Raw genomic sequence first — 20,344 nt, forward strand, 5'->3', positions numbered from 1 at the left:
CCACGTTCTCCGTTCCCACTCCGCATCCCACGGATCGTGTTGCTATGGCCGGCTCCCATCGAGCGCCCCTGCCCTCCGAGCGTTCCCCGGCGGCTGCCCCCAGGGATCCAGGCGGCGCTGCCGCTTCCCACCGCCTCGGCCATGTGGCCCTGAGGGTGCAGGACATGGAGCGGGCCACGGCCTTCTACGTGGGCCTCGGCCTGCGGCTCACCTGGCAGGCCGAGGACTGGGCCTACCTGCAATGGCCCGGCAGCGGCGAGGGCATCGCCCTGCTCAGCCCCACCTACACGGCTGCCGGTCCCCACATGGCGCTCCACTTCCGCGATCGCGCTGAGGTGGATGCCGTGCATGGCGCCCTCAGCGCCGCCGGCCACGCCTGCGGTCCGGTGCATGACCACCGCGACGGCACGGCCAGCTTCTACCTGCGCGATCCCGAAGGCAACTGGCTCGAGATGCTCTACGAACCCCCCGGCGGCATCCCCAGCAATGTGGCCGGCCAGGCGCCCATTCCGCCCCCGTTGCCGTGAACGGCAGAGGGCCTGAGCTGCTGAGCGGCATTGAGCAGGAGGCGCTTGAGCTGTTGGAGTGGCCGCGGCTGGCCGAGCAGCTGGCGGGGTTCGCCAGCACCGTGGCCGGCCGCAACCACTGCCTGGAGTTGCCCCTGGCGGCCAGCCTGCCGGAAAGCCGCGCCCTGCTGGCCGAAACCACGGAGCTGCTGGGCCTCGACGGCCTGCTGGAGGGGGGGCTCAGCTTTGAGGGCGTGGCTGACATCGCCTCCCTGGTGCTCCTCTGCGCCAAGGGCGGCTGCGCGGCGGGCGAACCGCTGCTGCAGCTGGCGGCCACCCTGGCGGCGGCCCGTCGCCTGCGCCGCCAGCTCGACGACCCCCAGCTGCGGCCGGTGTGCGCGGCGCTGGTGGCCGAGCTGCGCACCCTGCCGGAGCTGGAGCAGCGGCTGCGGTTCTGCCTCGATGAGGGTGGCCGGGTGGCCGATCGCGCCAGCCCCGAGCTGGCGGGGCTGCGCCGCCAGCTGCAGGGGGTGCGCAGCGATCGCCGTGATCGCCTCGCCGAGCTGCTGCGTCGCTACGCGCCCCTGCTGCAGGACACGGTGGCGGCCGAGCGGGCCGGCCGGCCCGTGCTGGCCGTGAAGGCCGGGGCCGCGGCCCGGGTGCCGGGGCTGGTGCATGACAGCTCCGCCTCCGGCAGCACGGTGTTTGTGGAACCCCAGGCGGTGATTGGTCTGGGCAACAGGCTCAGGGAGCTGGAGGGGCAGGAGCGGGAGCTGGAGCAGGCCGTGCTCAGGGAGCTCAGTGGCCTGGTGGGCCAGGAGGCCGAGGCGCTGGCACAGCTGCAGCAAGTGCTGCGCCGCCTCGATGCCGGCCTGGCCAGGGCCCGCTACGGCGCCTGGCTCGGGGCCGTGCGGCCCGAACTGGAGGCCGACCCCCTGGCGCCCTTCTCCCTGGTGGACCTGCGCCACCCGCTGCTGCTCTGGCAACAGCGGCGCCAGGGAGGCCACCCGGTGGTGCCCGTGACCCTCGCCGTGGCGCCGGAGCTGCGGGTGGTGGCGATCACCGGCCCCAACACCGGCGGCAAGACCGTGACCCTCAAGAGCCTGGGGCTGGCCGTGCTGATGGCCCGCGCCGGCCTGTTCCTGCCCTGCTCGGGCACGCCGCGGCTGCCCTGGTGCGGCCAGGTGCTGGCCGATATCGGCGATGAGCAGTCGCTGCAGCAGAACCTCTCCACCTTCAGCGGCCACATCCGGCGCATCGCCAGGATCCTGGCCGCCCTCAGCAGCCCCGCTCCGGGCGCTTCGCTGGTGTTGCTCGATGAGGTGGGCGCCGGCACCGATCCGGTGGAGGGCTCAGCCCTGGCCGCCGCCCTGCTGCGCCACCTGGCCGAGCGGGCCCGGCTCACCCTGGCCACCACCCATTTCGGTGAGCTCAAGGCGCTCAAGTACGCCGATGCCCGCTTCGAGAACGCCTCGGTGGCCTTCGACGTGGAGACCCTCTCGCCCACCTACCGCCTGCAGTGGGGCATTCCCGGTCGCAGCAATGCCCTCGCCATTGCCCGACGCCTCGGCCTCAGCGAGGCCGTGCTGGAGGAGGCCCAGAGACAGCTCGGCTCCCTGGGCGAGGGGGAGGTGAACCAGGTGATCGTGGGCCTGGAGAGCCAGCGCCAGCGGCAGCAGGAGGCGGCTGAGGAGGCGGCCGCCCTGCTGGCCCGCACCGAGCTGCTGCACGAGGAACTGCTGCTGCGCTGGCAGCAGCAGCAGCAGCAGAGCGCCGAGCTGCAGCACCAGCGCCGCCGCGATCTGGAGCGCTCGATTCGCCAGGGACAGCAGGAAGTGCGCCGCATCATCCACCGGCTGCGCCAGGGGGGGGAGGCCAGCCGCCCGCTCGGCGAGACGGCCCGCCAGGCCGGCCAGCGGCTGCGGCAGCTGGAGCTGGAGCACCGGCCGGAGCCTGAGCGCCGCAACCATGGCGGCTGGATGCCGGGGGTGGGAGAGCGGGTGCGGGTGCTTTCGCTGGGCAAGGCCGGCGAGGTGCTGGCCCTGAGCGAGGCTGGCCGGGAGCTCAGCGTGCGCTGTGGCGTGATGCGCCTCAACGTGCCCCTGGAGGGCATCGAAGGCCTGAATGGCGAGAAGCCCTCGCCACCGCCGCCCCCCGAGGTGCAGGTGCGGGCCCGCTCGGGCCTCGGCGGCCGGGGCGCCGACGTGCGCACCGAGCGCAACACCGTGGACGTGCGCGGGCTGCGGGTGCATGAGGCGGAAGCCGCCGTGGAGGAGCAGCTGCGCCGGGCCAGCGGGCCGGTGTGGGTGATCCACGGCATCGGCACCGGCAAACTCAAGCGCGGCCTGCGCGAGTGGCTGCGGGGCGTGGCCTACGTGGAGCGGGTGGACGACGCGGCCCAGGGCGACGGCGGCCCCGGCTGCAGCGTGATCCATCTGCGCTAGAGAGCCGCCGGCGCTAGAGATCCGGCAGGCTCAGGGCCGGCTGGCTCTCCGGCGCCAGGGCGTTGCCGGCGGCGTCGAACAGGCGCCAGCCCGCCGGCTCTGGATCGAGATGGATGGTGTGCCCCGCGGCCAGGCGCTCCTCCGGCGCCACCCTTACCTGCACCAGATGGTCGCCGGCCTCCAGCCGGCAGCTCAGCAGTTGCTCATTGCCCAGGGCCTCCACGTGCTGCACCTCCGCCGCCAGGTTGCGGTTCGTGGCCGGGGCCAGCCGCAGGTGCTCCGGCCGCAGCCCGGCGGTGAGCTCCTGGCCAGCCTTGGCAGCAAGCACCTCGGCCATGGGCCCCTCCACCGGCAGCTTGCGGCCCCCCAGCTGCAGCTGCCCCGCCGCCACGGCGGCGACCGGCAGCAGATTCATCGGCGGGCTGCCGATGAACTGGGCCACGAACAGGTTGGCGGGCCACTGGTAGAGCTCCAGCGGCGTGCCCAGCTGCTGCAGCCTGCCGCCATTGAGCACGGCGATGCGGTGGCCCATCGTCATCGCCTCCACCTGGTCGTGGGTCACGTAGAGGGTGGTGGTGCCCAGAGAGCGCTGCAGCTCCACGATCTGGGCGCGGGTGCCGGCGCGCAACTTGGCATCGAGGTTGCTGAGCGGTTCATCCATCAGGAACACGGCTGGCTGGCGTGCGATCGCCCGCCCCAGAGCCACCCGTTGCTTCTGCCCCCCGGAGAGTTCCTTGGGCAGGCGCTGCAGCAGCGGATCGAGTTCGAGGCTGCCGGCCACCTGGCGCACCCGGGCGGCGATCCGTTCTTCCCGGGGCGAGCGGACGCGCAGGGGGCGGGGCAGATGCTGGCTGGCCAGGTGCAGCCTGTCCTGCAGCTGCTGGATGGCGGTGCGGGGCCGGCTGCGCCGCAGCCCAAAGCTCAGGTTGCCGGCCACCGTCAGGTGGGGATAGAGGGCATAGCTCTGGAACACCATGGCCACATCGCGCTGGGCCGGCCGCAGCCCCGTCACGTCGCGCTCCCCCACTGAGATCGTGCCGGAAGTGGGCTGCTCCAGCCCGGCCAGCAGGCGCAGCAGGGTGCTCTTGCCGCAGCCGGAAGGCCCCACCAGCACCAGGAATTCGCCGTCGCGCACATGCAGCTCCAGCTGCCGCAGCACCTCCACCGGCGCTCCGCCCCGGCGGGGTGGATAGATCTTGCCGACGCCGTGGAACCGAACCTCCGCCAAACCTGCTCCCACGTGGCCCGCTTTCAGCTGGAATCCTAGGTTTGGGCCATGCAGTTCATCGATCAGGCCCGAATCGCCGTCAAGGCCGGCCGCGGTGGCGATGGCATCGTGGCTTTCCGACGGGAGAAATACGTTCCAGCCGGCGGCCCCTCCGGTGGCGATGGCGGCCGCGGCGGCGATGTGCTGCTGCAGGCCGACGCCAACCTTCAGACCCTGCTGGATTTCCGCTACCGGCGCCTGTTCCAGGCCATCGATGGCCGCCGCGGCGGGCCCAACCGCCGCAGCGGTGCCGGCGGCGATGTGCTGCGCATCAAGGTGCCCTGTGGCACCGAGGTGCGCGACTCCCGCACCGGCATCCTGTTCGGGGATCTGACGGCCCCGGGCGATGAGCTGCTGGTGGCCCTGGGCGGCCGCGGTGGCCTGGGCAATGCCCACTACCTCAGCAACCGCAACCGGGCGCCAGAGAAGTTCACCGAGGGCAAGGAGGGCGAGGAGTGGCTGCTGCAGCTCGAACTCAAGCTGCTGGCCGAGGTGGGGATCATCGGCCTGCCCAATGCCGGCAAGAGCACCCTGATCTCGGTGCTCTCAGCCGCCCGGCCGAAGGTCGCCGACTACCCCTTCACCACCCTGGTGCCCAACCTGGGGGTGGTGCGTCGCCCCAGTGGCGATGGCACCGTGTTTGCCGACATCCCTGGCCTGATCGCCGGGGCCGCCCAGGGCGCCGGACTCGGCCACGACTTCCTGCGGCACATCGAGCGCACGCGGCTGCTGGTGCATCTGGTCGACGCCGCCTCAGCCTCGGTGCTCGAGGACCTCAAGGTGGTGGAAAGCGAGCTGAAGGCCTATGGCCATGGGCTCAGCGAGCGGCCCCGGCTGGTGGCGCTCAACAAGATTGAGCTGCTGGATCCGGAGATCCTGGCAGGCCTGAAGGAAGAGGTCTGCGAGCACTGCCGCCCAGATGGCACCACCTTCAAGGCTGGAATTCAGGAAGTACTCGCCGTCTCCGGCGCCACATCCCAAAACCTGGACCAGTTGCTGGCTGTGGTGTGGCGAGAACTCGACGCCGCCGCTGCGGTCCGTAGGGATGAAGAGGCAGCCGCTACGGCTCTGGGGGCAGTGAAGCGGCCAGAGGCTCTGGCCCTGGCGGCTCCAGCTTCAGCACGGTCTGAGTCCTGAGGGGCTCAGTCGTCGTAGACCCGGCACTCGGGGGCTTCGGGGTTCAGCTCGCAGTACACCTCGAGCGGTGAGGGATCGTGGCTGTCTTCGGGGTGGTGGGCCTTGTACTCCTGGAGCCCCTTGAGCTCATCCTCCAGATGGCGGGCCTTGCCGAGGTTGCCGGCAGCTTTCGCCGCTTCCATCTCGGTCTCGTCCTTCTGGATGTGCTCGTCGATGTTGTTCATGCAGTTGCCGGCCGGGTCGGTCCGAAGCGCATTGACGCCCACCTTACGGGCCATGCAAGCCCGGATGCCTGCTGATCGTGGCTCTGTGGTGGGCCGCTGATGGAGCCCTGGCGCCGTCAGCCGGCCAGCTCGCTGAGCTCGAGCCAGCGCTCCTCGGCCCTGGCGATGCGGCCGCTCAGCTCCGAGAGCTCCTGGGTCAGGGCCTCCAGGGCGGCGTAGTCGCTGCTCGCTTCGGCCATCCGCCGCTGCAGCACCCGGCAGTGCTCCTCCCACACGGGGAGATCGTGATCGATCTGGCTCAGCTCGCGGCTTTCCCGGAAGCTGCGCCGTCGCTTCTGCTCTGGGATGGCGCTGGTTGTGGTCTGGAGGGCCTTGGGCTCGGGCGCAGCGGTGCGGGGGCCGTCCTGTGCTGATGGGCCGACCAGCGAGGCCTCCGGCTTCGTCCGCGAACTGTCCCGGGCCCTGCTGCGCCGTTGCTGCTGCTGCTCCAGGTAGGCGCTGTAGTTGCCCTCGAATCGCTCCAGCACGCCGTCATGGAAGGCGAACAGCCGGTCCACGCTGCGATCGAGGAAGTACCGGTCGTGGGACACCACCACCACGCAGCCGCGGAAGTCCTCGAGGAAGTCTTCGAGCACCGTGAGGGTCTGGACGTCCAGATCGTTGGTGGGCTCATCCAGCAGCAGCACATTCGGGGCCTCGATCAGCAGCCGGCAGAGGTGCAGCCGCCGCCGCTCGCCGCCCGAGAGCCTGCTCACCGGCTGGTGCTGCTGGGCCGGGGGGAACAGGAAGCGCTCCAGCAGCTGGGAGGCGCTGATCCGGCTGCCCTCCAGCTCCACGCTGCTGGCCGCCTCGGTCACCACGTCGATCACCTTGCGCTCGCGGCCGGCCGCATCGCGCTCCTCCCCCAGCACGTCGCTGTGCTGGTCGAAATAGGCCAGCTTCACGGTGGAGCCCAGCTCCAGGCGGCCCTCCTGCACCGGACGCCGCCCGGCGATCAGGTCCAGCAGGGTGGATTTGCCCGAGCCGTTGGGGCCGATGATCCCCACCCGGTCTTCGGGGCTGAAGTCGTAGCTGAACTCCCGCAGCAGCGGGGGCTCGCCCCGCTGCCTGCAGGCCTCGTTGGCCCAGGCGCTCAGGGCCTCCGCCTCGATCGCCCGCTTGCCCAGCCGGCGCTGGTTGCTGGCCAGGCTCAGCTGGCCGCGGCTCTGGCGGCGTGGCGCCTCCTGCATCGCCTCGATCCGCTGGATGCGGGCTTTCTGCTTGGTGCTGCGGGCCTGGGGACCGCGCCGCAGCCACTCCAGCTCCCGCCGCAGCACCCCCTTGAACTTGGCTTCGCTGGATGCGGCTGAGGCCTCGTCCTCGGCCTTGCGGGCCAGGTAGGTGGCGTAGTTGCCGCCGTAGCTCCTGGCCTCGCCGCGGTCCACCTCCACGATCCGATCGGCCACCTGGTCGAGCACGTAACGGTCGTGGGTGATCAGCACCAGGGCCCCGGGGAAGCGCCCCAGGTAGCCCTGCAGCCACTGGATGCAGTCGGCATCGAGGTGGTTGGTGGGCTCATCCAGCAGCAGCACATCGGGTTCGGCCACCAGGGCGGAGGCCAGGGCGAGGCGCTTGCGGAACCCCCCCGAGAGCTCCCCCACCCGGCGCCCCACGCCGTCGACGCCGAGACGATCCAGCACCTCCCGCACCTGCTGCTCCAGGCCCCAGGCCTGGCTCTGGTCCATGCGGCTGTTCAGCTCGCCCAGCTCCGCCAGCAGGGCCGTGGCGTCATCGCCCCGGGCGTGGGCCAGAGCATCGCTCACCGCCGTATAACGGCGCAGCAGGGCCAGTTTTTCGCCACTGCCCTCGAACACCTGGTCGAGCACGGTGCGCTCCGGATCGAGCACCGGGTCCTGGCTCACCAGCACGACGCGGGCCTGGGGCAGGGTGCGGCGCTGCCCGGCGCCGGGGGGCTCCTCGCCGGCCAGCAGCTTCAGCAGGGTGCTCTTGCCGGCGCCGTTGGGTCCGATCAGACCCAGGCGCTCGCGCTCGCCGATGTGCAGGGTGAGCTGCTCGAACAGGGTGCGGATGCCGAAGTCCTTGCGGACGTCCACCAGGCTGATCAGGCTCACGTCAGGCTCCGGCGCCCTGGCGGCGATCCTGCAGCGCGGCGAAGACGCTCTTGTCGCCCACGTCGGCTGCGGCGGGCATGGGGAACTTGCGCAGGCAGAGCACCAGCAGCAGCGCCGCCTCGACGGCCAGCAGGCTGCCGCTGGCCGTCGGCGATAGCAGGCCGCTGAGCTGGCCGAGCAGGGCCAGGGGCAACAGCAGGGTCACGCCGATCGCCTCGGGCCGCTGGAAACAGAAGAACTCCTTGAAGCCGATCCCCGCCAGGGCCGCGAAGAAGGGTCCCACGGCCCAGATCCAGCGGCCGTCGGCCTGCAGGGCCGTGGCCATGGCCACGGGACCGGCCTGGATGGCCAGGGCCAGAAAGCCGCCGCAGCCCAGCAGCCAGAAGGCCCTCAGGGCCTGATGCAGGGGCCTGAGATAAATGTGAATCCAGCGCAGGGCCAGCCCCAGGCCCGCTGCCATCGGCAGCAGCCAGGGCCAGAGCCAGCCATCCCCCAGCCAGCGCCACTGGGCCAGCAGGGCGATCTGAGCCAGGGCCACCAGCAGCAGGCTGAGCCGGTAGCCCAGCACCTCGCGGCGGTCCTCGGCCGTGATCGTGAACGGGCCATAGACGCCCTGGAACACCGGCTCCGCTGCGGAAGGCCTGGTGGGATCAATGGCTGAGTCCGTCATGGCGCCCCAGGTGCGGGTGGATCTCCCACCAGTGTGGCCAGGGGCGGGCCGGCCGGGACGATCCCCGAGGGATGCAGCGGAAACAGGGCTCCGAAGTAGTCCTGCCGCCAGGCGTCCGGCCAGCAGGTGTCCGCCACCCCGGGCAGGGCATGGAAGCGCGAGCGCCAGCGCCACAGCGCCGGCAGCTGGTTCAGGGGCAGCCGGCTCACCCCGAACAGGGGGGCGTACACCAGCTCCAGCCGGATCAGGGTGGGGAACAGCTGCACATCGGCCAGGCTGGGCTGGGTACCGCTGAGCCAGGGGCTGGTGGCCTCGTTGTCGCCGAGCTGTTGCTCGGCCTCGGTGAGGGTGGCGAACAGGGCGGCTTCGGCACGGTCGTAGGCCCGTTGGTTGCGGGCAAAGCCGCAGCGGTAGACGCCGTCGTTCACAGCGTGCTGGAGCCGCTGCCGCCAGGCCTGGCTCAGCTCCTGCTGGGCGGCAGGGTCGAGGTCGCAGTCGACAGGGGAGGGCCAGCGGTTGAGCAGTTCGATCAGCCGGGCGCTCTCGCCCACCAGCACCTCGCCCCGCCGCGGCGACACCAGCACCGGCACCGTCGCCCGCACCCCGGCCGGGGCCCCGCACAGGCGGTAGAGCTCCTGCAGGCTGTCGCAGCCCAGGAACGGCTGCCGGAAGCGCCAGCGGCCCGCCTCCGGATCGGGCTCCGCCACCTGCAGGCTGATGCTGCCGCCGAGCTGGCGCAGGCTCCACACCAGCCAGGCCCGGTGCGCCCAGGGGCAGCTCCTGCCCACGATCAGCACATGGGCACCGGGTTCAGCGGCGTCCGGCGGCGGCGGGGGTGGGGAGGTGAACACCCCCTCAGGGCGGCGGTAGTTGCCGGCCGCATCGGCGGGCGCCAGGCCCCCCATCAGCTGCCGCCATTGCCACTGCCAGGCGCAGCGGGCGCTGCGCACCAGGATCGGTGCTGGTGCCATCGGCCTGCCCTCACTGCTGCTTCGACTCTGCGCCAGGCTGGGGCCAGACGCCAGGGAGAGGCCCGTGCAGGAGCGTTCAGGTCAGGCCGCCGGCGTGCTGGTGGTGGCGGGCACCCATGGCAATGAGCGCAATGCCCCCTGGCTGCTGGAGCACTGGCAGCAGCGCCCCGAAACCCTCGCCTCCGCAGGACTGCCCCTGCACCTGGTGCTCGGCAACCCCGCCGCCTACGCTTGCAACCGCCGCTATCTGGAGCGCGACCTGAACCGCTGTTTCCGTGAGGCCTTGCTGCAGGACCCCGCCGAGCAGGGCCTCGACGTGCGCCGCGCCCGCGAGCTGATCGCCAGCCATGGCCCCAAGGGCACCGCGCCCTGTGGGGCGGTGATCGATCTGCACAGCACCACCAGCGCCATGGGCAACTGCCTGGTGGTCTACGGCCGGCGCCCCGCCGATCTGGCCCTGGCCGCCGGCATCCAGGGCCGTCTGGGCCTGCCGATCTACCTGCATGAGGGGGATGCCAGCCAGACGGGCTTTCTGCTGGAGCAGTGGCCCTGTGGGGTGGTGATCGAGGTGGGCCCCGTGCCTCAGGGGGTGCTCCAGGCCCGGATCTGCCGGCAGACCCAGCTGGGGCTGGAGGCGGCCCTGGCGGTGCTGGCGGCCGCCCGGGCCGGCACGCTGCGGCTGCCCCCCGAGTTGGTGGTGCACTGCCATCTGGGCAGCCTCGATGTGCCCCGCCGCGCCGATGGGTCGCCCCGGGCCTGCATTCACCCGGCGCTGCAGTCGCGCGACTGGGTGCCGCTGCACGACGGCGATCCCCTCTTCCTCGATGCCGATGGCACGGTGCTGCGCTTTGAGGCCGAGCAGAGCGGCGAGCCGCCGGTGGCGGTGTTCATCAATGAGGCCGCCTATGGCGAGAAGGGCATTGCCCTGAGCCTCACCCGGCGGCAGCTCTGGAGTGTCGAGGAGTCCTGGGGGCAGGCCCTGGCGCAGGTGGCCGCTGGGCTGGGTTTGAGCTGAGCCGCGGCCGCCGCTGAGCCAGAGAATCAGAATGCAGTATTGCCGGCATCAGGAGCGGCCGCCTCAGGCGTGGGGGCAGGCTCTGGCCTGGGAAAGCCGTTGTAGAGGATCTGCACCACGCTGCGGCCGTCGGGGGAGATCACCAGCTCGGTTTCCACCGTGGCAGGAAGTTGCAGCTGCTCCCAGCCAGGGCTGCCCCCCAGGAAGCGGAAGGTGAATCCCGCCTCGGAGCGATCCACCAGGCAGGGGTTGTTGCTGACCCCCTGGAACATGCACACCGCTGGGCGGTAGGCGCTCAGGCCGCCGTTGAGTTTGGCGGCGGTGCCCCGGGCCAGGTTGATGCCCCGCTGCAGGCCCGCCGCCTCGCCCATGATCTGTTCGATCCGTTGCAGGGTCTGGCCCGTGAGGCTTCCCGGTGATGGCTCCTGGGCCCGGCCGAGGGGGGCCTCCAGCACGCTGACGGCCAGCACGAGGCCTGAGCTGAGCAGGCAGCGGGTCACCAGCCGCCCCGCGCGCTTCAGCAGCGGGCCGGTCATGGCCTGGGTGGCCCGACAGGACCTCTGGAGATGGCAGGTGGTGGAGCGCCCCATGGAGGAAGGCCTGCGGCTCTTGGAATCACCAGAGGCTGGAGCTTTCGCCGCTCCTGCGGAAGGCTCGATCAGCCACAAACGAGGGTGGCCTGCTCCTCGGTGCAGGGCAGATCGCTCTTGGTGCCGTCGGCCCAGTAGATGCGCAGGCGGTCGTCGCTGGTGCCGCTCCTGTAGGTGAGCGACTTCACCGGTCCGGCCGGGGGCTTGCCGCTGCTGTCGGCTGCTCCCCTGGGCGTCACCGCATTGAGCTTCTGCTCCAGCTGCTGGATCTTGAGGTCCTGCTGCTCGAGGCGCTGCTGCAGTTGCTGCAGCTCGGCGGAGGGCTTCTTCTCACAGGCGCCCAGGGCGAAGGCCGCCGCCAGCGTCAGCGCCAGGGCCAGCGGCAGGCGGACCTGAAAGCGGGCCGGGTGGGCTGGCATGGCCATGCCTTGATCGCATAAGGGTCTCGCAGACATAGCGGAGAGGCCATCGCTGGGGGCCGATCGCCTCCCACCGCGACACTCCTCTTCACAAACCTGGACACCCCTCTTCACCAACCCCGCAATGTTCTGTTACGTTAAGCAGCGACGGGGTTCCGTCCCGCGGCCGACTCTGCTTCCGGGCTCTGGCCTGAAGTGCTTTTGCCGTCCTACTTACCTGCTCTTTCGAGCACCCATCACCTGTTCTCATGACCACCACTCTCCAGCAGCGCTCCGGCGCCTCCAGCTGGGCGCAGTTCTGCGAGTGGGTCACCTCCACCAACAACCGCCTCTACGTGGGCTGGTTCGGCGTGCTGATGATCCCCACCCTGCTGGCTGCGACCATCTGCTACATCGTGGCCTTCATCGCCGCTCCCCCTGTCGACATCGACGGCATCCGTGAGCCGGTCGCTGGTTCGCTGATCTACGGCAACAACATCATCTCCGGTGCTGTTGTGCCCTCCAGCAACGCCATCGGCCTGCACTTCTATCCCATCTGGGAAGCTGCCAGCCTCGACGAGTGGCTCTACAACGGCGGTCCTTACCAGCTGGTTGTCTTCCACTTCCTGATCGGCATCTTCTGCTACATGGGCCGCGAGTGGGAACTCTCCTACCGCCTCGGCATGCGCCCCTGGATCTGCGTCGCCTACAGCGCCCCCGTGGCTGCTGCTTCGGCTGTGTTCCTGGTGTACCCCTTCGGTCAGGGCTCCTTCTCCGACGGCATGCCCCTCGGCATCAGCGGCACCTTCAACTTCATGCTGGTGTTCCAGGCTGAGCACAACATCCTGATGCACCCCTTCCACATGCTGGGTGTGGCCGGTGTGTTCGGTGGCTCGCTGTTCTCCGCCATGCACGGCTCACTGGTGACCTCCTCGCTGGTGCGTGAAACCACCGAGAGCGAGAGCCAGAACTACGGCTACAAGTTCGGCCAAGAGGAAGAGACCTACAACATCGTGGCTGCCCACGGTTACTTCGGTCGCCTGATCTTCCAATACGCCAGCTTCAACAACAGCCGCAGCCTGCACTTCTTCCTGGCTGCCTGGCCGGTGATCGGCATCTGGTTCACCGCCCTGGGCGTGAGCACGATGGCCTTCAACCTGAACGGTTTCAACTTCAACCAGTCGATCCTCGACGGCCAGGGCCGTGTGGTGAACACCTGGGCCGACGTGCTGAACCGCGCCAACCTGGGTATGGAAGTGATGCACGAGCGCAACGCTCACAACTTCCCCCTCGACCTGGCGGCTGCTGAAGCCACCCCCGTGGCTCTGACCGCCCCTGCGATCGGCTGAGGCTTCAGCCCTCATCAGTTCCAGACCTGACGGAATCCCCCCAGTCCCCCTCTCAGCAGGGGGGCTTTTTGATGGTTTCACCTGCAAGGCCCGAGCGGATGCATTCAGACCCTGAGATCGCTGCCCTGGTGGAGCAGCTCCAGCTCCAGGCCCACCCGGAGGGGGGCTGGTATCGCGAACTGCACCGCAGCAGCCTGGCGGTGAGGCGGCCCGATGGAGCCAGGCGCTGCGCCTTCACTCAGATCCTGTTTCTGCTCGCTGCAGGCGGGGTCAGCCGCTGGCACCGTGTCAGGCAGGCGGAAGAGTCGTGGCAGCATCTCGGCGGCGACCCCCTCGATCTCTGGCAGATGCGGCCCACGGGGGGACAAGCCAGCGTGTCGAGCCTCACGGCCCTGGCCCGGCCTGGCGCCACGAGCCCGCAAGCCAGCCCGCCCAACCCCGTGACTGTCGTGCCGGCCGACTGGTGGCAGGCCGCCTGCAGTTGCGGGGGCTGGAGCCTGGTGGTCTGCACCGTGAGCCCCGGTTTCGAGTTCGACGACTTCGAACTCCTTGCCGAGAGTCCGGAGCGCATCGACCTGCCCGCTGAGTGCGCCAGGTTTCTGTGAGCACTCCGCACGCCGGCGCTACTGGCCCGGTTGGCCACCCTGGCCAGCCACGACCCCTTTACAGTCTGTTACACTAGGCTCAACACTTCGTGATCTCCATGGACGACACCACCACACGCTTTGGCTTCAGCGCCTTCGCAGAGACCTGGAACGGCCGCCTGGCCATGCTCGGCTTCGTGATCGGCCTCGGCACCGAGCTGCTCACCGGCCAGGGCATCCTTTCCCAGATCGGTCTGGGTTGATCGCCATGAGCACCGACTATTCCGCAGCTATCGCCGGGCTCACTGGCCTCGTGATCGTGCTCACCGCCATGGTGGGCTTCGTTCTCTCCCGCCCCAGCGATCTGGCTCCCCACAACCCCCGCTGATTGCATCCAGCGCCACTGATGCGCTGGAACTGCAAACGGCTGGTGCTCCCAGCCGATGCACCAAGATCAGACAGACCCACCACGACAACAGCCCCCTGGAGAGGGGGGGCTAATGGAATGGTGGCTCCTAGGGTTATCGGAGCGGTGCCTGGATGACTCACTTCTGGAACGATCAGGCCGCTTGCCTGCCTCTATCCATGATTGGATGGAGAATTGAAGCTCTACTATTACGGCTGAATGTTCTGATGGCCTGTGATTAGTGTCCTCGAGCCATGCTGAGCCGTGGTTCAGGTGCTCAACAGGCTTCTTTTCTCCGTTGTGGTCATGATCTCAAACGCGTCTCTTGCTCCTAGCTCTACCCCTTGAGGCGCCCTGGATCAAGGGTGAAAGGTGAGCCGCCTTGGAGACGACTCGCACCCCAGTGGCTGTCACCATCAGGCTCCTGAAGCTGATGAGCACGGCGCGTCTGATTCAAGCTGCTTGGGATGGCTGAAGCCGATGATCGGATTTGAACCGATGGCCTACTGATTACGAATCAGTTGCTCTACCGCTGAGCTACACCGGCACCGGATCGAAATTAGCATTGTGGGGTCCGCTCCAACCAGGCCGCCCATGGGGAACCAGCCACGCCCGATAGACCCAGAGCTCAGGGCTCGGTTGATGCAGGAACTGCGCACCCCCTGGCGCGGCCTACGCCGTGCCCTGTGGCTGGCTCTGGCGGCCTCCGGCGCCGTGGGGCTGGCCACGATGGCGATGCGCGGGGCCTCTGGAGCCGAGGTGGCCTCAGCTGACCTGCTCATCCAGATCAGTGCTCTCGTCCTGTTCGGGGGATTGCTCTGGTTCGATCGCAACCGCACTGTTGCCGCCGATCCCGACTGAAACCAGCGGGCCCAGCAGCAGCAGGGGCAAGCCCAGAGAGAGGCGTCGTTGCGCCAGCTCCGCGGCGCTGAGCGGCACCGCCTGCTCCAGTTGCTCCTTGCTGCGGCTCAGCAGCCAGAAGCCCTGGGTCAGCTGGTGCCACTGCCAGAGCAGTACCGCCAGCAGCGGGACGCTCAGCAGCAGCACCACCAGGCGGTTGCTCTGGGCCAGGGGAGAGAAGCCCGAGACGGCAGCGGCCCTTGCGTCCAGTGTCCAGAGCAGGGGCAGCAGCCCCAGGGCACCCAGAGCACAGAGCAGCCTGGCCGGCAGAGCGTCCTGCAGGGCAGCGAGCCGGCTCTGCAGCGGGCTGCGTCCCCCCGGCGGCACCTGAACCAGCAACAGCGAACAGCAGTCGGCCGGCTGCCGCCAGAGCAGCAGTGACGGGGCCAGAACGCCAAGACCCCAGATCAGAAGACGCTCCAGGGCTGGAGCCGGCCCCGGGTCGGCCCCAGCCAGTAGCAGGAGCAGCAGCACCAGCTCCAGGGGGATGGCCCCCAGGGCGATGAGCTGAAGCCAGAGCAGGGGCTCGCTGCGGGGGGTCAAGGCTGGAGGGCTCAGGAGAGGGCGGCGCTCAGGTGCTGAGCGTGCGTCGCTGGGTGACCAGTTTGTACGCCTCCACCCGATCCCCTTCCTGCCAGCCGGTGAAACGATCACAGCCGATGCCGCACTCGAAGCCGGTGGCCACCTCCTTCACATCGTCCTTGTTGCGGCGCAGGGAGTCGAGATCGCCCTCGTAGGCCACCTCGCGGCCACGGCGCACCCTGATCTTGCAGTTGCGTTGCAGCTTGCCCGTGGTCACGTAGCAGCCCGCCACGGCGCTCTTGCCGATGGTGAACACCGCCCGCACCTCGGCTTCGCCGAGGGCTTCCTCCACCAGCTCCGGCTCCAGCAGGCCCTCCATGGCCAGCTGGATGTCCTCCAGGAGCTTGTAGATCACGTCGTAGTCGCGCACGTCCACGCCGGTGGCGTCGGCAGAGCGCTTGGCACCGGGGGCCATCGAGGTGTTGAAGCCCACGATCACCGCGCCGGAGGCGGCGGCCAGATCCACGTCGGTTTCCGTGATCTCTCCTGGCGCCGAGAGCAGCACCCGCACCTGCACCTCGCCCTGGGGCAGCTGTTCGAGGGAGCCCAGAATCGCTTCCACCGAGCCCTGCACGTCGGCCTTGAGGATCAGGTTGAGTTCCTTGAGCTCGCCTTCGCTGGCCTGGCCGGACATCGAGGCCAGGGACACCCGCCTGGAGGCCATCTGCTGGGCCAGGCGCGTCGCCCGGGCCTCATTGGCCCGATCGCCCACCACGGCCCGGGCCGACTTCTCATCGGCGAACACCTCGAACTCATCGCCCGCGGTGGGCACTTCGCTGAAGCCCAGCGCCTCCACGGCATAGGAGGGGCCGGCTTCCTTGACCCGCTTGCCGGTGTCATCCACCATGGCCCGCACCTTGCCCAGGATCGGGCCAGCGGCGAGCACATTGCCGGGGCGGAGGGTGCCGTTCTGTACCAGCAGGGTGGCCACCGGACCCTTGGCCTTGTCCAGGTGGGCCTCGATCACGGTGCCCTTGGCGCGGCGATCGGGGTTGGCCTGAAGGTCCTCCACTTCGGACTGCAGCAGGATCATCTCCAGCAGCTTGTCCACGTTCTCGCCTTTGATGGCGCTCACGGGCACCATCACCACGTTGCCGCCCCAGTCTTCAGCCACCAGCTCGAGACCGGAGAGCTCCTGCTTCACCCGTTCCGGCGAAGCCCCTTCCTTGTCGATCTTGTTGATCGCCACCACGATCGGCACCTTGGCGGCCCGGGCATGGCTGATCGCTTCCAGGGTCTGGGGTCGCACGCCGTCGTCGGCGGCCACCACCAGCACGGCCACGTCGGTCACCTTGGTGCCCCGGGCCCGCATGGCCGTGAAGGCCTCGTGGCCTGGGGTGTCCAGGAAGGTGAGCTTGCGCGGCTCCCCCTCGTGCTCGATCTCCACCTGGTAGGCGCCGATGTGCTGGGTGATGCCCCCGGCCTCTCCAGCGGCCACCCTGGTCTTGCGGATCGCATCGAGCAGGCTGGTTTTGCCGTGGTCCACGTGGCCCATCACCGTCACCACGGGGGGCCGCCGGATCAGGTGCTCGAGGTCGCTCGCCTCGATCATCTCCACCGTCTTGGCGGCGGCTTCCTCGGCGTCATCCTGCAGCACAGGCACACCGAATTCCTCGGACACCGCCTCAATCGTGGAGAGATCCAGGCTCTGGGTCACCGTGGCGATGATGCCTTTGAAGAAGAGGCTCTTGATGATCTCGGAGCTCTCAAGACCGAGTTTTTCAGCCAGTTCCTGCACCGTGAGGTTGCCCTCCGGCACGATCAGCATCTCGGGCCGCTGCTGCTTGGCCTCGCGGGAAGCGCGCAGTTCCATGGCACGGCGTCGCTGGCGTTGACGGGTGGTTTCCTTCTTGCGCTTGCGCGCCGCCACCGTGGGCCTGGGCGCGGCTGCGGTGCGCACTCTGGCCTTGGAGGGGCGGGCCAGGCTGGCCTGCAGCACCACCGCCTCCTGTTCACCGGCGTAGCCGCCGGTTTCGGCCGTGAGGGCGTCGTCGTTGTCGCCAATGATGTGGACTTTGGGCCGTTGCCGCTGGGGTGCACGACTGCGCAGGGCCTCGAGCTTGGCGCTGTCATCCCAGTCGGGACGCCGCGGGCGCCCGGCGGGCACGGGGGCGCGAAAGCCCGGGCGGCGCGGGGCTGCCGCCGGCGCGGCGTTCGGGCGGACCAGATCGGGGGTGTTGCCGCTGCCAGTGCCGCTGTCCGCGGGGCGATCCCCGGGGCGGCGCGGTGGCGGAGCCGGGGTGCGTCCACCGGGCTTCTGGAGCTGCATCAGCTCGCCTGGGGCCACGGGCTTGCGCATGCCGGCCGGCATGCCGGGACGGCCGGGACCGGCGACCCTGGGGCCAGCGGGCCCGCTGCTGTCGCGGCGGATGGGCTTGCCCACCAGTTCCAGCGGGGTGGGGGCGGGACGCCCGCCACCGCCGCCCTGGCCGGGGCGGATCGGGGCCGGCGCGCCGGCCCGCTGGGGTGGGGCGGGGCGTTGGCCCTGGGGCGTCCTGCTGCCTGGAGGGGAGGGTCGCGTGCCCGGACCCGGCGGCCTGCTGCTGCCGGCCGTGGGACTGATGGGCCTGCCGACCAGCTGAGGTCTGCCGCTGCTTGGACGGGCAGGAGCTTCCTGCTTGCGGCTGGGGGCTGGGGTGCTCGGCCGGGCCGGCCGTGAGGCAATCACCACAGGTGGTCGAGCCGGCGTACCCGGCCGACCTGGAGCGGCCGCCGGTCGAGATGGATTGGCTGCCGGCTTGGCGGCGGCAGGCCGGAGCGGCGCGGCCGCCGGGCGGGCGGGCTGGGCGGGCTGGGCGGGTTGGGCGGGTTGAGCGGGTTGAGCGGGTTGAGCCTTGGACCCAGCGGGCATGGCTGCCGGCTTGACCACCGGCTTGAGCGGGGCCTTGTCGGTTGAGCCGGTGGCGGAAGGCGGGGCGGCGGGCTTCACCACTGGCCTGGTGTCCGCTGTCACGGCGGGCTTCTGCAGGGTGGGCCGGGGCTGGCGGGACTCGGCGCCAGGTGGCTTCGGCGAGGCGGGCGGCTTGGCAGGAACTGCGGGCCGGGCCGGTGCTGCCGCGGCACGACTGGGCGCCGCTGCAGCGGGAGTCGCCGGGCGTGCAGGAGCGGCTGGTGCCGCCTTCTGCACAGCGAGGATGGCCTTGCCGGGTCGTGGGGCAGCTGCCGCGGCTGGCTGGGGAGCACCGTTGGTGCCCTGCTGGATCAGCCGGCGAATCTGGCTGGCTTCGCCGTCACTGATCGAACTGCTGTGGCTCTTGGCCGCCACCCCCAGCTTCTCGGCAGCATCCAGCACGTCCTTGTTCTCCAGGCCCAGGTCCCGGGAAAGCTCATAGATTCTGACTTTGCCGCTGCTGGTCATTCAAGTCTCCAATGGTCCGGGCTCCGGCCTCTCGAGGGGGCCGTGGGCACGAGGCTGCACGCAAGCTGCAGCCAAGGTTCATCTTGCCTCAGAGCTGGCCCCGGGGGCTGGCTGAGGCGTCGCATCCAGACGCTCGCGCAGCACATCGAGCAGAGCGTCGGCCCCCTGGCAGCGCAGGGATCGCTGCAGACGCCGCCGCCGTCGGGCCTCCTCCAGGCAGTCGCGGCAGGGGCAGAGATAGGCCGAGCGGCCCATCCCCTGATCCAGCTGCAGGCCCCCGGAGGCCAGGCGGACCACTCGCCAGAGTCCACGCCGATCGGCGAGGACCCGGCAGGCCACGCAGCGCCGCAGCACCACTGGCGGGGCTGAGGAGGGGCTCACCGGGCTTCCGCCTCTGCGGGCTCCGCGTCTGCAGGTTGCGTGTCTGCGGGTTCGACGGCCTGGGGATCGGTGGCCCCAGCCTCGGCCTCGCCCAGGTTGCCCCCGCCATAGCCATAGGGCCCACCCTCTTCGTCCTCAGGCAAGGGGTAAAGCTCCCTGAGCCGGGCATCTTCCTCGGCGCGGGTGGCCTGCTCCACCGCCAGCCGGGCCTCGGCCTCGGCCTGCAGCGCCTCATCCTCTTCCCGCAGGGCAATCAGTTCGGCCACGGCCGCGTCCTCACCGGCCTGGTCGTACTCATGGGCATTCTTGATGTCGATCTTCCAGCCGGTGAGCCGGGCCGCCAGGCGGACATTCTGGCCCTCGCGGCCGATCGCCAGGCTGAGCTGATCGGGGGGGACCAGCACGTGGGCGTGTTGCCCGTCGGGGTCCACCAGGCGCACGGCCTCCACCCGGGCCGGGCTGAGCGAATTGGCGATGTACTGCCCCGGATCGTGGGACCAGCGGATCACATCGATCTTTTCGCCGCGCAGCTCGTTGACCACCTGCTGAATGCGCGAACCACGAGCGCCGATGCAGGCCCCCACGGGATCCACCTCCCGCTCCACTGAGTCAACGGCCACTTTGGTGCGTGGTCCAACTGAACGGCTGGGCGGATTGGCTTCCCGGGCCACGGCAACGATGCGCACGGAGCCCTCCTGGATCTCGGGCACTTCGTTTTCAAACAGATAGACCACCAGCCCGGCATTGGAGCGGCTCACAAACAGCTGCGGGCCGCGTCTGGGCACCTCGCTCACTTCCTTCAGAAACACCTTGAAGGTGGCGTTGGCGCGGTAGTTGTCGTTGGGGAGCTGGTCACGGCGCGGCAGTTCGGCTTCCACCTCGGGGCGCCCGAGGCCGCTGCTCACGGCCATGATCACGCTCTGGCGCTCGAAGCGGATCACCCGGGAGGTCAGCACAGGATCTTCCAGATCGGCGAACTCCTCCTGGATCATCCGCCGTTGCTGGTCGCGCAGCTTCTGGGCGAGCACCTGCTTGGTGGTGGCTGCGGCCATGCGCCCGAAGTCGTCTTTCTCCGGAGTTACATCCAGCACCACGGTGTCGCCGATCTGGGCATCCTCAGCAACCTGCTGAACCTCAGAAAGGGCAATCTGGTGGTCTTCGCTCTCCACTTCCTCAACAATGATCTTGGAAGCCAGCACCCGGTAGCCTTCTTCGTCTAGGTCCAGCTGCACATCGAAGTTGGAGAAGTAATCCTCTTCGAAAGGATCTTCGCTGATACCAAGATAAAGGGTGCGGCGATAGCGCTCATAGCCCTTCAGCAGGGCCTCTCTGAGCGCCGCGTCGACCACCGAGGCAGCCAGCTTCTTTTCTTCGCTGATGTCCTCGATCAGATTGTTCAGGCCGGGAAGTAAGACCAGGGCCATGGTTTTTCGGTTGTGGGTGATTCAGTT

Annotated in this window: 18 protein-coding genes, 1 tRNA gene and 1 pseudogene; 8 read left to right on the forward strand and 12 right to left on the reverse strand. The window is 69.6% G+C overall.

The window, feature by feature from the left end; all coding sequences use genetic code 11:
- Nucleotides 1-44: 44 nt before the first annotated feature.
- Nucleotides 45-527 (forward strand): VOC family protein, encoded by a 483-nt coding sequence (locus CyaNS01_RS02695; protein ID WP_186698645.1) that lies wholly within the window; start codon nt 45-47, stop codon nt 525-527.
- Nucleotides 524-2,950 carry an endonuclease MutS2 gene (locus CyaNS01_RS02700; RefSeq protein ID WP_370561645.1) on the forward strand — a complete coding sequence of 809 codons (2,427 nt, stop codon included), beginning with the start codon at nt 524-526 and terminating at the stop codon, nt 2,948-2,950. Before CyaNS01_RS02695 ends, CyaNS01_RS02700 begins: the two co-directional genes overlap by 4 nt.
- 13 nt (nt 2,951-2,963) lie before the next feature.
- Here the strand turns inward: CyaNS01_RS02700 and CyaNS01_RS02705 are convergent, their stop codons facing one another.
- Nucleotides 2,964-4,178, reverse strand: coding sequence for an ABC transporter ATP-binding protein (locus tag CyaNS01_RS02705; RefSeq protein WP_186700126.1), 1,215 nt, complete (start codon nt 4,176-4,178; stop codon nt 2,964-2,966).
- Between the two features lie 48 nt (nt 4,179-4,226).
- Between CyaNS01_RS02705 and obgE the strand changes: the two are divergent.
- Nucleotides 4,227-5,237: pseudogene (gene obgE / locus CyaNS01_RS02710) on the forward strand (GTPase ObgE); the annotation flags it as partial.
- A gap of 122 nt (nt 5,238-5,359) precedes the next feature.
- Here the strand turns inward: obgE and CyaNS01_RS02715 are convergent.
- The 4 genes from CyaNS01_RS02715 to CyaNS01_RS02730 form a co-directional block, all read right to left on the reverse strand.
- On the reverse strand, nt 5,360-5,578 hold the full coding sequence (locus tag CyaNS01_RS02715) for a Calvin cycle protein CP12 (RefSeq protein WP_186700128.1): 219 nt from the start codon (nt 5,576-5,578) through the stop codon (nt 5,360-5,362).
- Between the two features lie 116 nt (nt 5,579-5,694).
- Complete coding sequence (locus CyaNS01_RS02720; protein ID WP_186698649.1) at nt 5,695-7,689, reverse strand: ABC-F family ATP-binding cassette domain-containing protein; 1,995 nt, start codon at nt 7,687-7,689, stop codon at nt 5,695-5,697.
- Nucleotide 7,690: 1 nt separating this feature from the next.
- Nucleotides 7,691-8,359: a DUF2301 domain-containing membrane protein gene (locus CyaNS01_RS02725; RefSeq protein WP_186698651.1), complete on the reverse strand. Its 669-nt coding sequence runs from the start codon at nt 8,357-8,359 to the stop codon at nt 7,691-7,693.
- The gene (locus CyaNS01_RS02730; protein ID WP_186698653.1) at nt 8,356-9,330 is read right to left on the reverse strand and encodes a glutathione S-transferase C-terminal domain-containing protein; all 975 of its coding nucleotides are present in this window, start codon (nt 9,328-9,330) and stop codon (nt 8,356-8,358) included. Before CyaNS01_RS02730 ends, CyaNS01_RS02725 begins: the two co-directional genes overlap by 4 nt.
- A gap of 64 nt (nt 9,331-9,394) precedes the next feature.
- Between CyaNS01_RS02730 and CyaNS01_RS02735 the strand changes: the two genes are divergently transcribed.
- Nucleotides 9,395-10,345 (forward strand): aspartoacylase, encoded by a 951-nt coding sequence (locus tag CyaNS01_RS02735; RefSeq protein ID WP_225875768.1) that lies wholly within the window; start codon nt 9,395-9,397, stop codon nt 10,343-10,345.
- A gap of 26 nt (nt 10,346-10,371) precedes the next feature.
- Here CyaNS01_RS02735 and CyaNS01_RS02740 read toward each other — a convergent pair whose 3' ends face one another.
- Nucleotides 10,372-10,935: a hypothetical protein gene (locus tag CyaNS01_RS02740; RefSeq protein ID WP_225875769.1), complete on the reverse strand. Its 564-nt coding sequence runs from the start codon at nt 10,933-10,935 to the stop codon at nt 10,372-10,374.
- A 68-nt stretch (nt 10,936-11,003) separates the two neighbouring features.
- Nucleotides 11,004-11,360: a hypothetical protein gene (locus CyaNS01_RS02745; protein WP_186698655.1), complete on the reverse strand. Its 357-nt coding sequence runs from the start codon at nt 11,358-11,360 to the stop codon at nt 11,004-11,006.
- A gap of 242 nt (nt 11,361-11,602) precedes the next feature.
- On the opposite strand from CyaNS01_RS02745, the gene psbA reads away from it, so the two are divergent.
- The 3 genes from psbA to CyaNS01_RS02760 all read left to right on the forward strand — a co-directional run bounded on the left by psbA (nt 11,603) and on the right by CyaNS01_RS02760 (nt 13,529).
- A complete protein-coding gene (psbA, locus tag CyaNS01_RS02750) occupies nt 11,603-12,682 on the forward strand; it encodes a photosystem II q(b) protein (RefSeq protein WP_186697343.1) in 1,080 nt (359 codons plus the stop codon).
- 98 nt (nt 12,683-12,780) lie between these two features.
- Nucleotides 12,781-13,287, forward strand: a complete 507-nt coding sequence (locus CyaNS01_RS02755; protein ID WP_186698656.1) for a cupin domain-containing protein — start codon at nt 12,781-12,783, stop codon at nt 13,285-13,287.
- Between the two features lie 98 nt (nt 13,288-13,385).
- Entirely contained in the window at nt 13,386-13,529 is a 144-nt protein-coding gene (locus CyaNS01_RS02760; RefSeq protein WP_186698658.1) for a high light inducible protein, read from the forward strand.
- Nucleotides 13,530-14,147: 618 nt separating this feature from the next.
- On the opposite strand, the gene CyaNS01_RS02765 is transcribed toward CyaNS01_RS02760, so the two are convergent.
- Nucleotides 14,148-14,219 (reverse strand) — tRNA-Thr (locus CyaNS01_RS02765).
- A 95-nt stretch (nt 14,220-14,314) separates the two neighbouring features.
- Between CyaNS01_RS02765 and CyaNS01_RS02770 the strand changes: the two genes are divergently transcribed.
- A complete protein-coding gene (locus tag CyaNS01_RS02770) occupies nt 14,315-14,533 on the forward strand; it encodes a photosystem II assembly family protein (RefSeq protein ID WP_370561646.1) in 219 nt (72 codons plus the stop codon).
- Here CyaNS01_RS02770 and CyaNS01_RS02775 read toward each other — a convergent pair.
- The 4 genes from CyaNS01_RS02775 to nusA all read right to left on the reverse strand — a co-directional run bounded on the left by CyaNS01_RS02775 (nt 14,438) and on the right by nusA (nt 20,317).
- Nucleotides 14,438-15,115: a low-complexity tail membrane protein gene (locus CyaNS01_RS02775; protein ID WP_186698662.1), complete on the reverse strand. Its 678-nt coding sequence runs from the start codon at nt 15,113-15,115 to the stop codon at nt 14,438-14,440. The two genes, CyaNS01_RS02770 and CyaNS01_RS02775, sit on opposite strands and share 96 nt — an antisense overlap.
- 28 nt (nt 15,116-15,143) lie before the next feature.
- A complete protein-coding gene (gene infB, locus CyaNS01_RS02780) occupies nt 15,144-18,512 on the reverse strand; it encodes a translation initiation factor IF-2 (RefSeq protein ID WP_186698664.1) in 3,369 nt (1,122 codons plus the stop codon).
- 78 nt (nt 18,513-18,590) lie between these two features.
- Nucleotides 18,591-18,893 carry a YlxR family protein gene (locus CyaNS01_RS02785; RefSeq protein WP_225875770.1) on the reverse strand — a complete coding sequence of 101 codons (303 nt, stop codon included), beginning with the start codon at nt 18,891-18,893 and terminating at the stop codon, nt 18,591-18,593.
- Nucleotides 18,890-20,317: a transcription termination factor NusA gene (gene nusA, locus CyaNS01_RS02790; RefSeq protein WP_186698666.1), complete on the reverse strand. Its 1,428-nt coding sequence runs from the start codon at nt 20,315-20,317 to the stop codon at nt 18,890-18,892. The genes CyaNS01_RS02785 and nusA overlap by 4 nt, the downstream gene beginning before the upstream one ends.
- Nucleotides 20,318-20,344: the final 27 nt, after the last annotated feature.

Origin of the sequence: Cyanobium sp. NS01, from assembly GCF_014280235.1 — a bacterium.
Lineage (GTDB): Bacteria > Cyanobacteriota > Cyanobacteriia > PCC-6307 > Cyanobiaceae > NIES-981.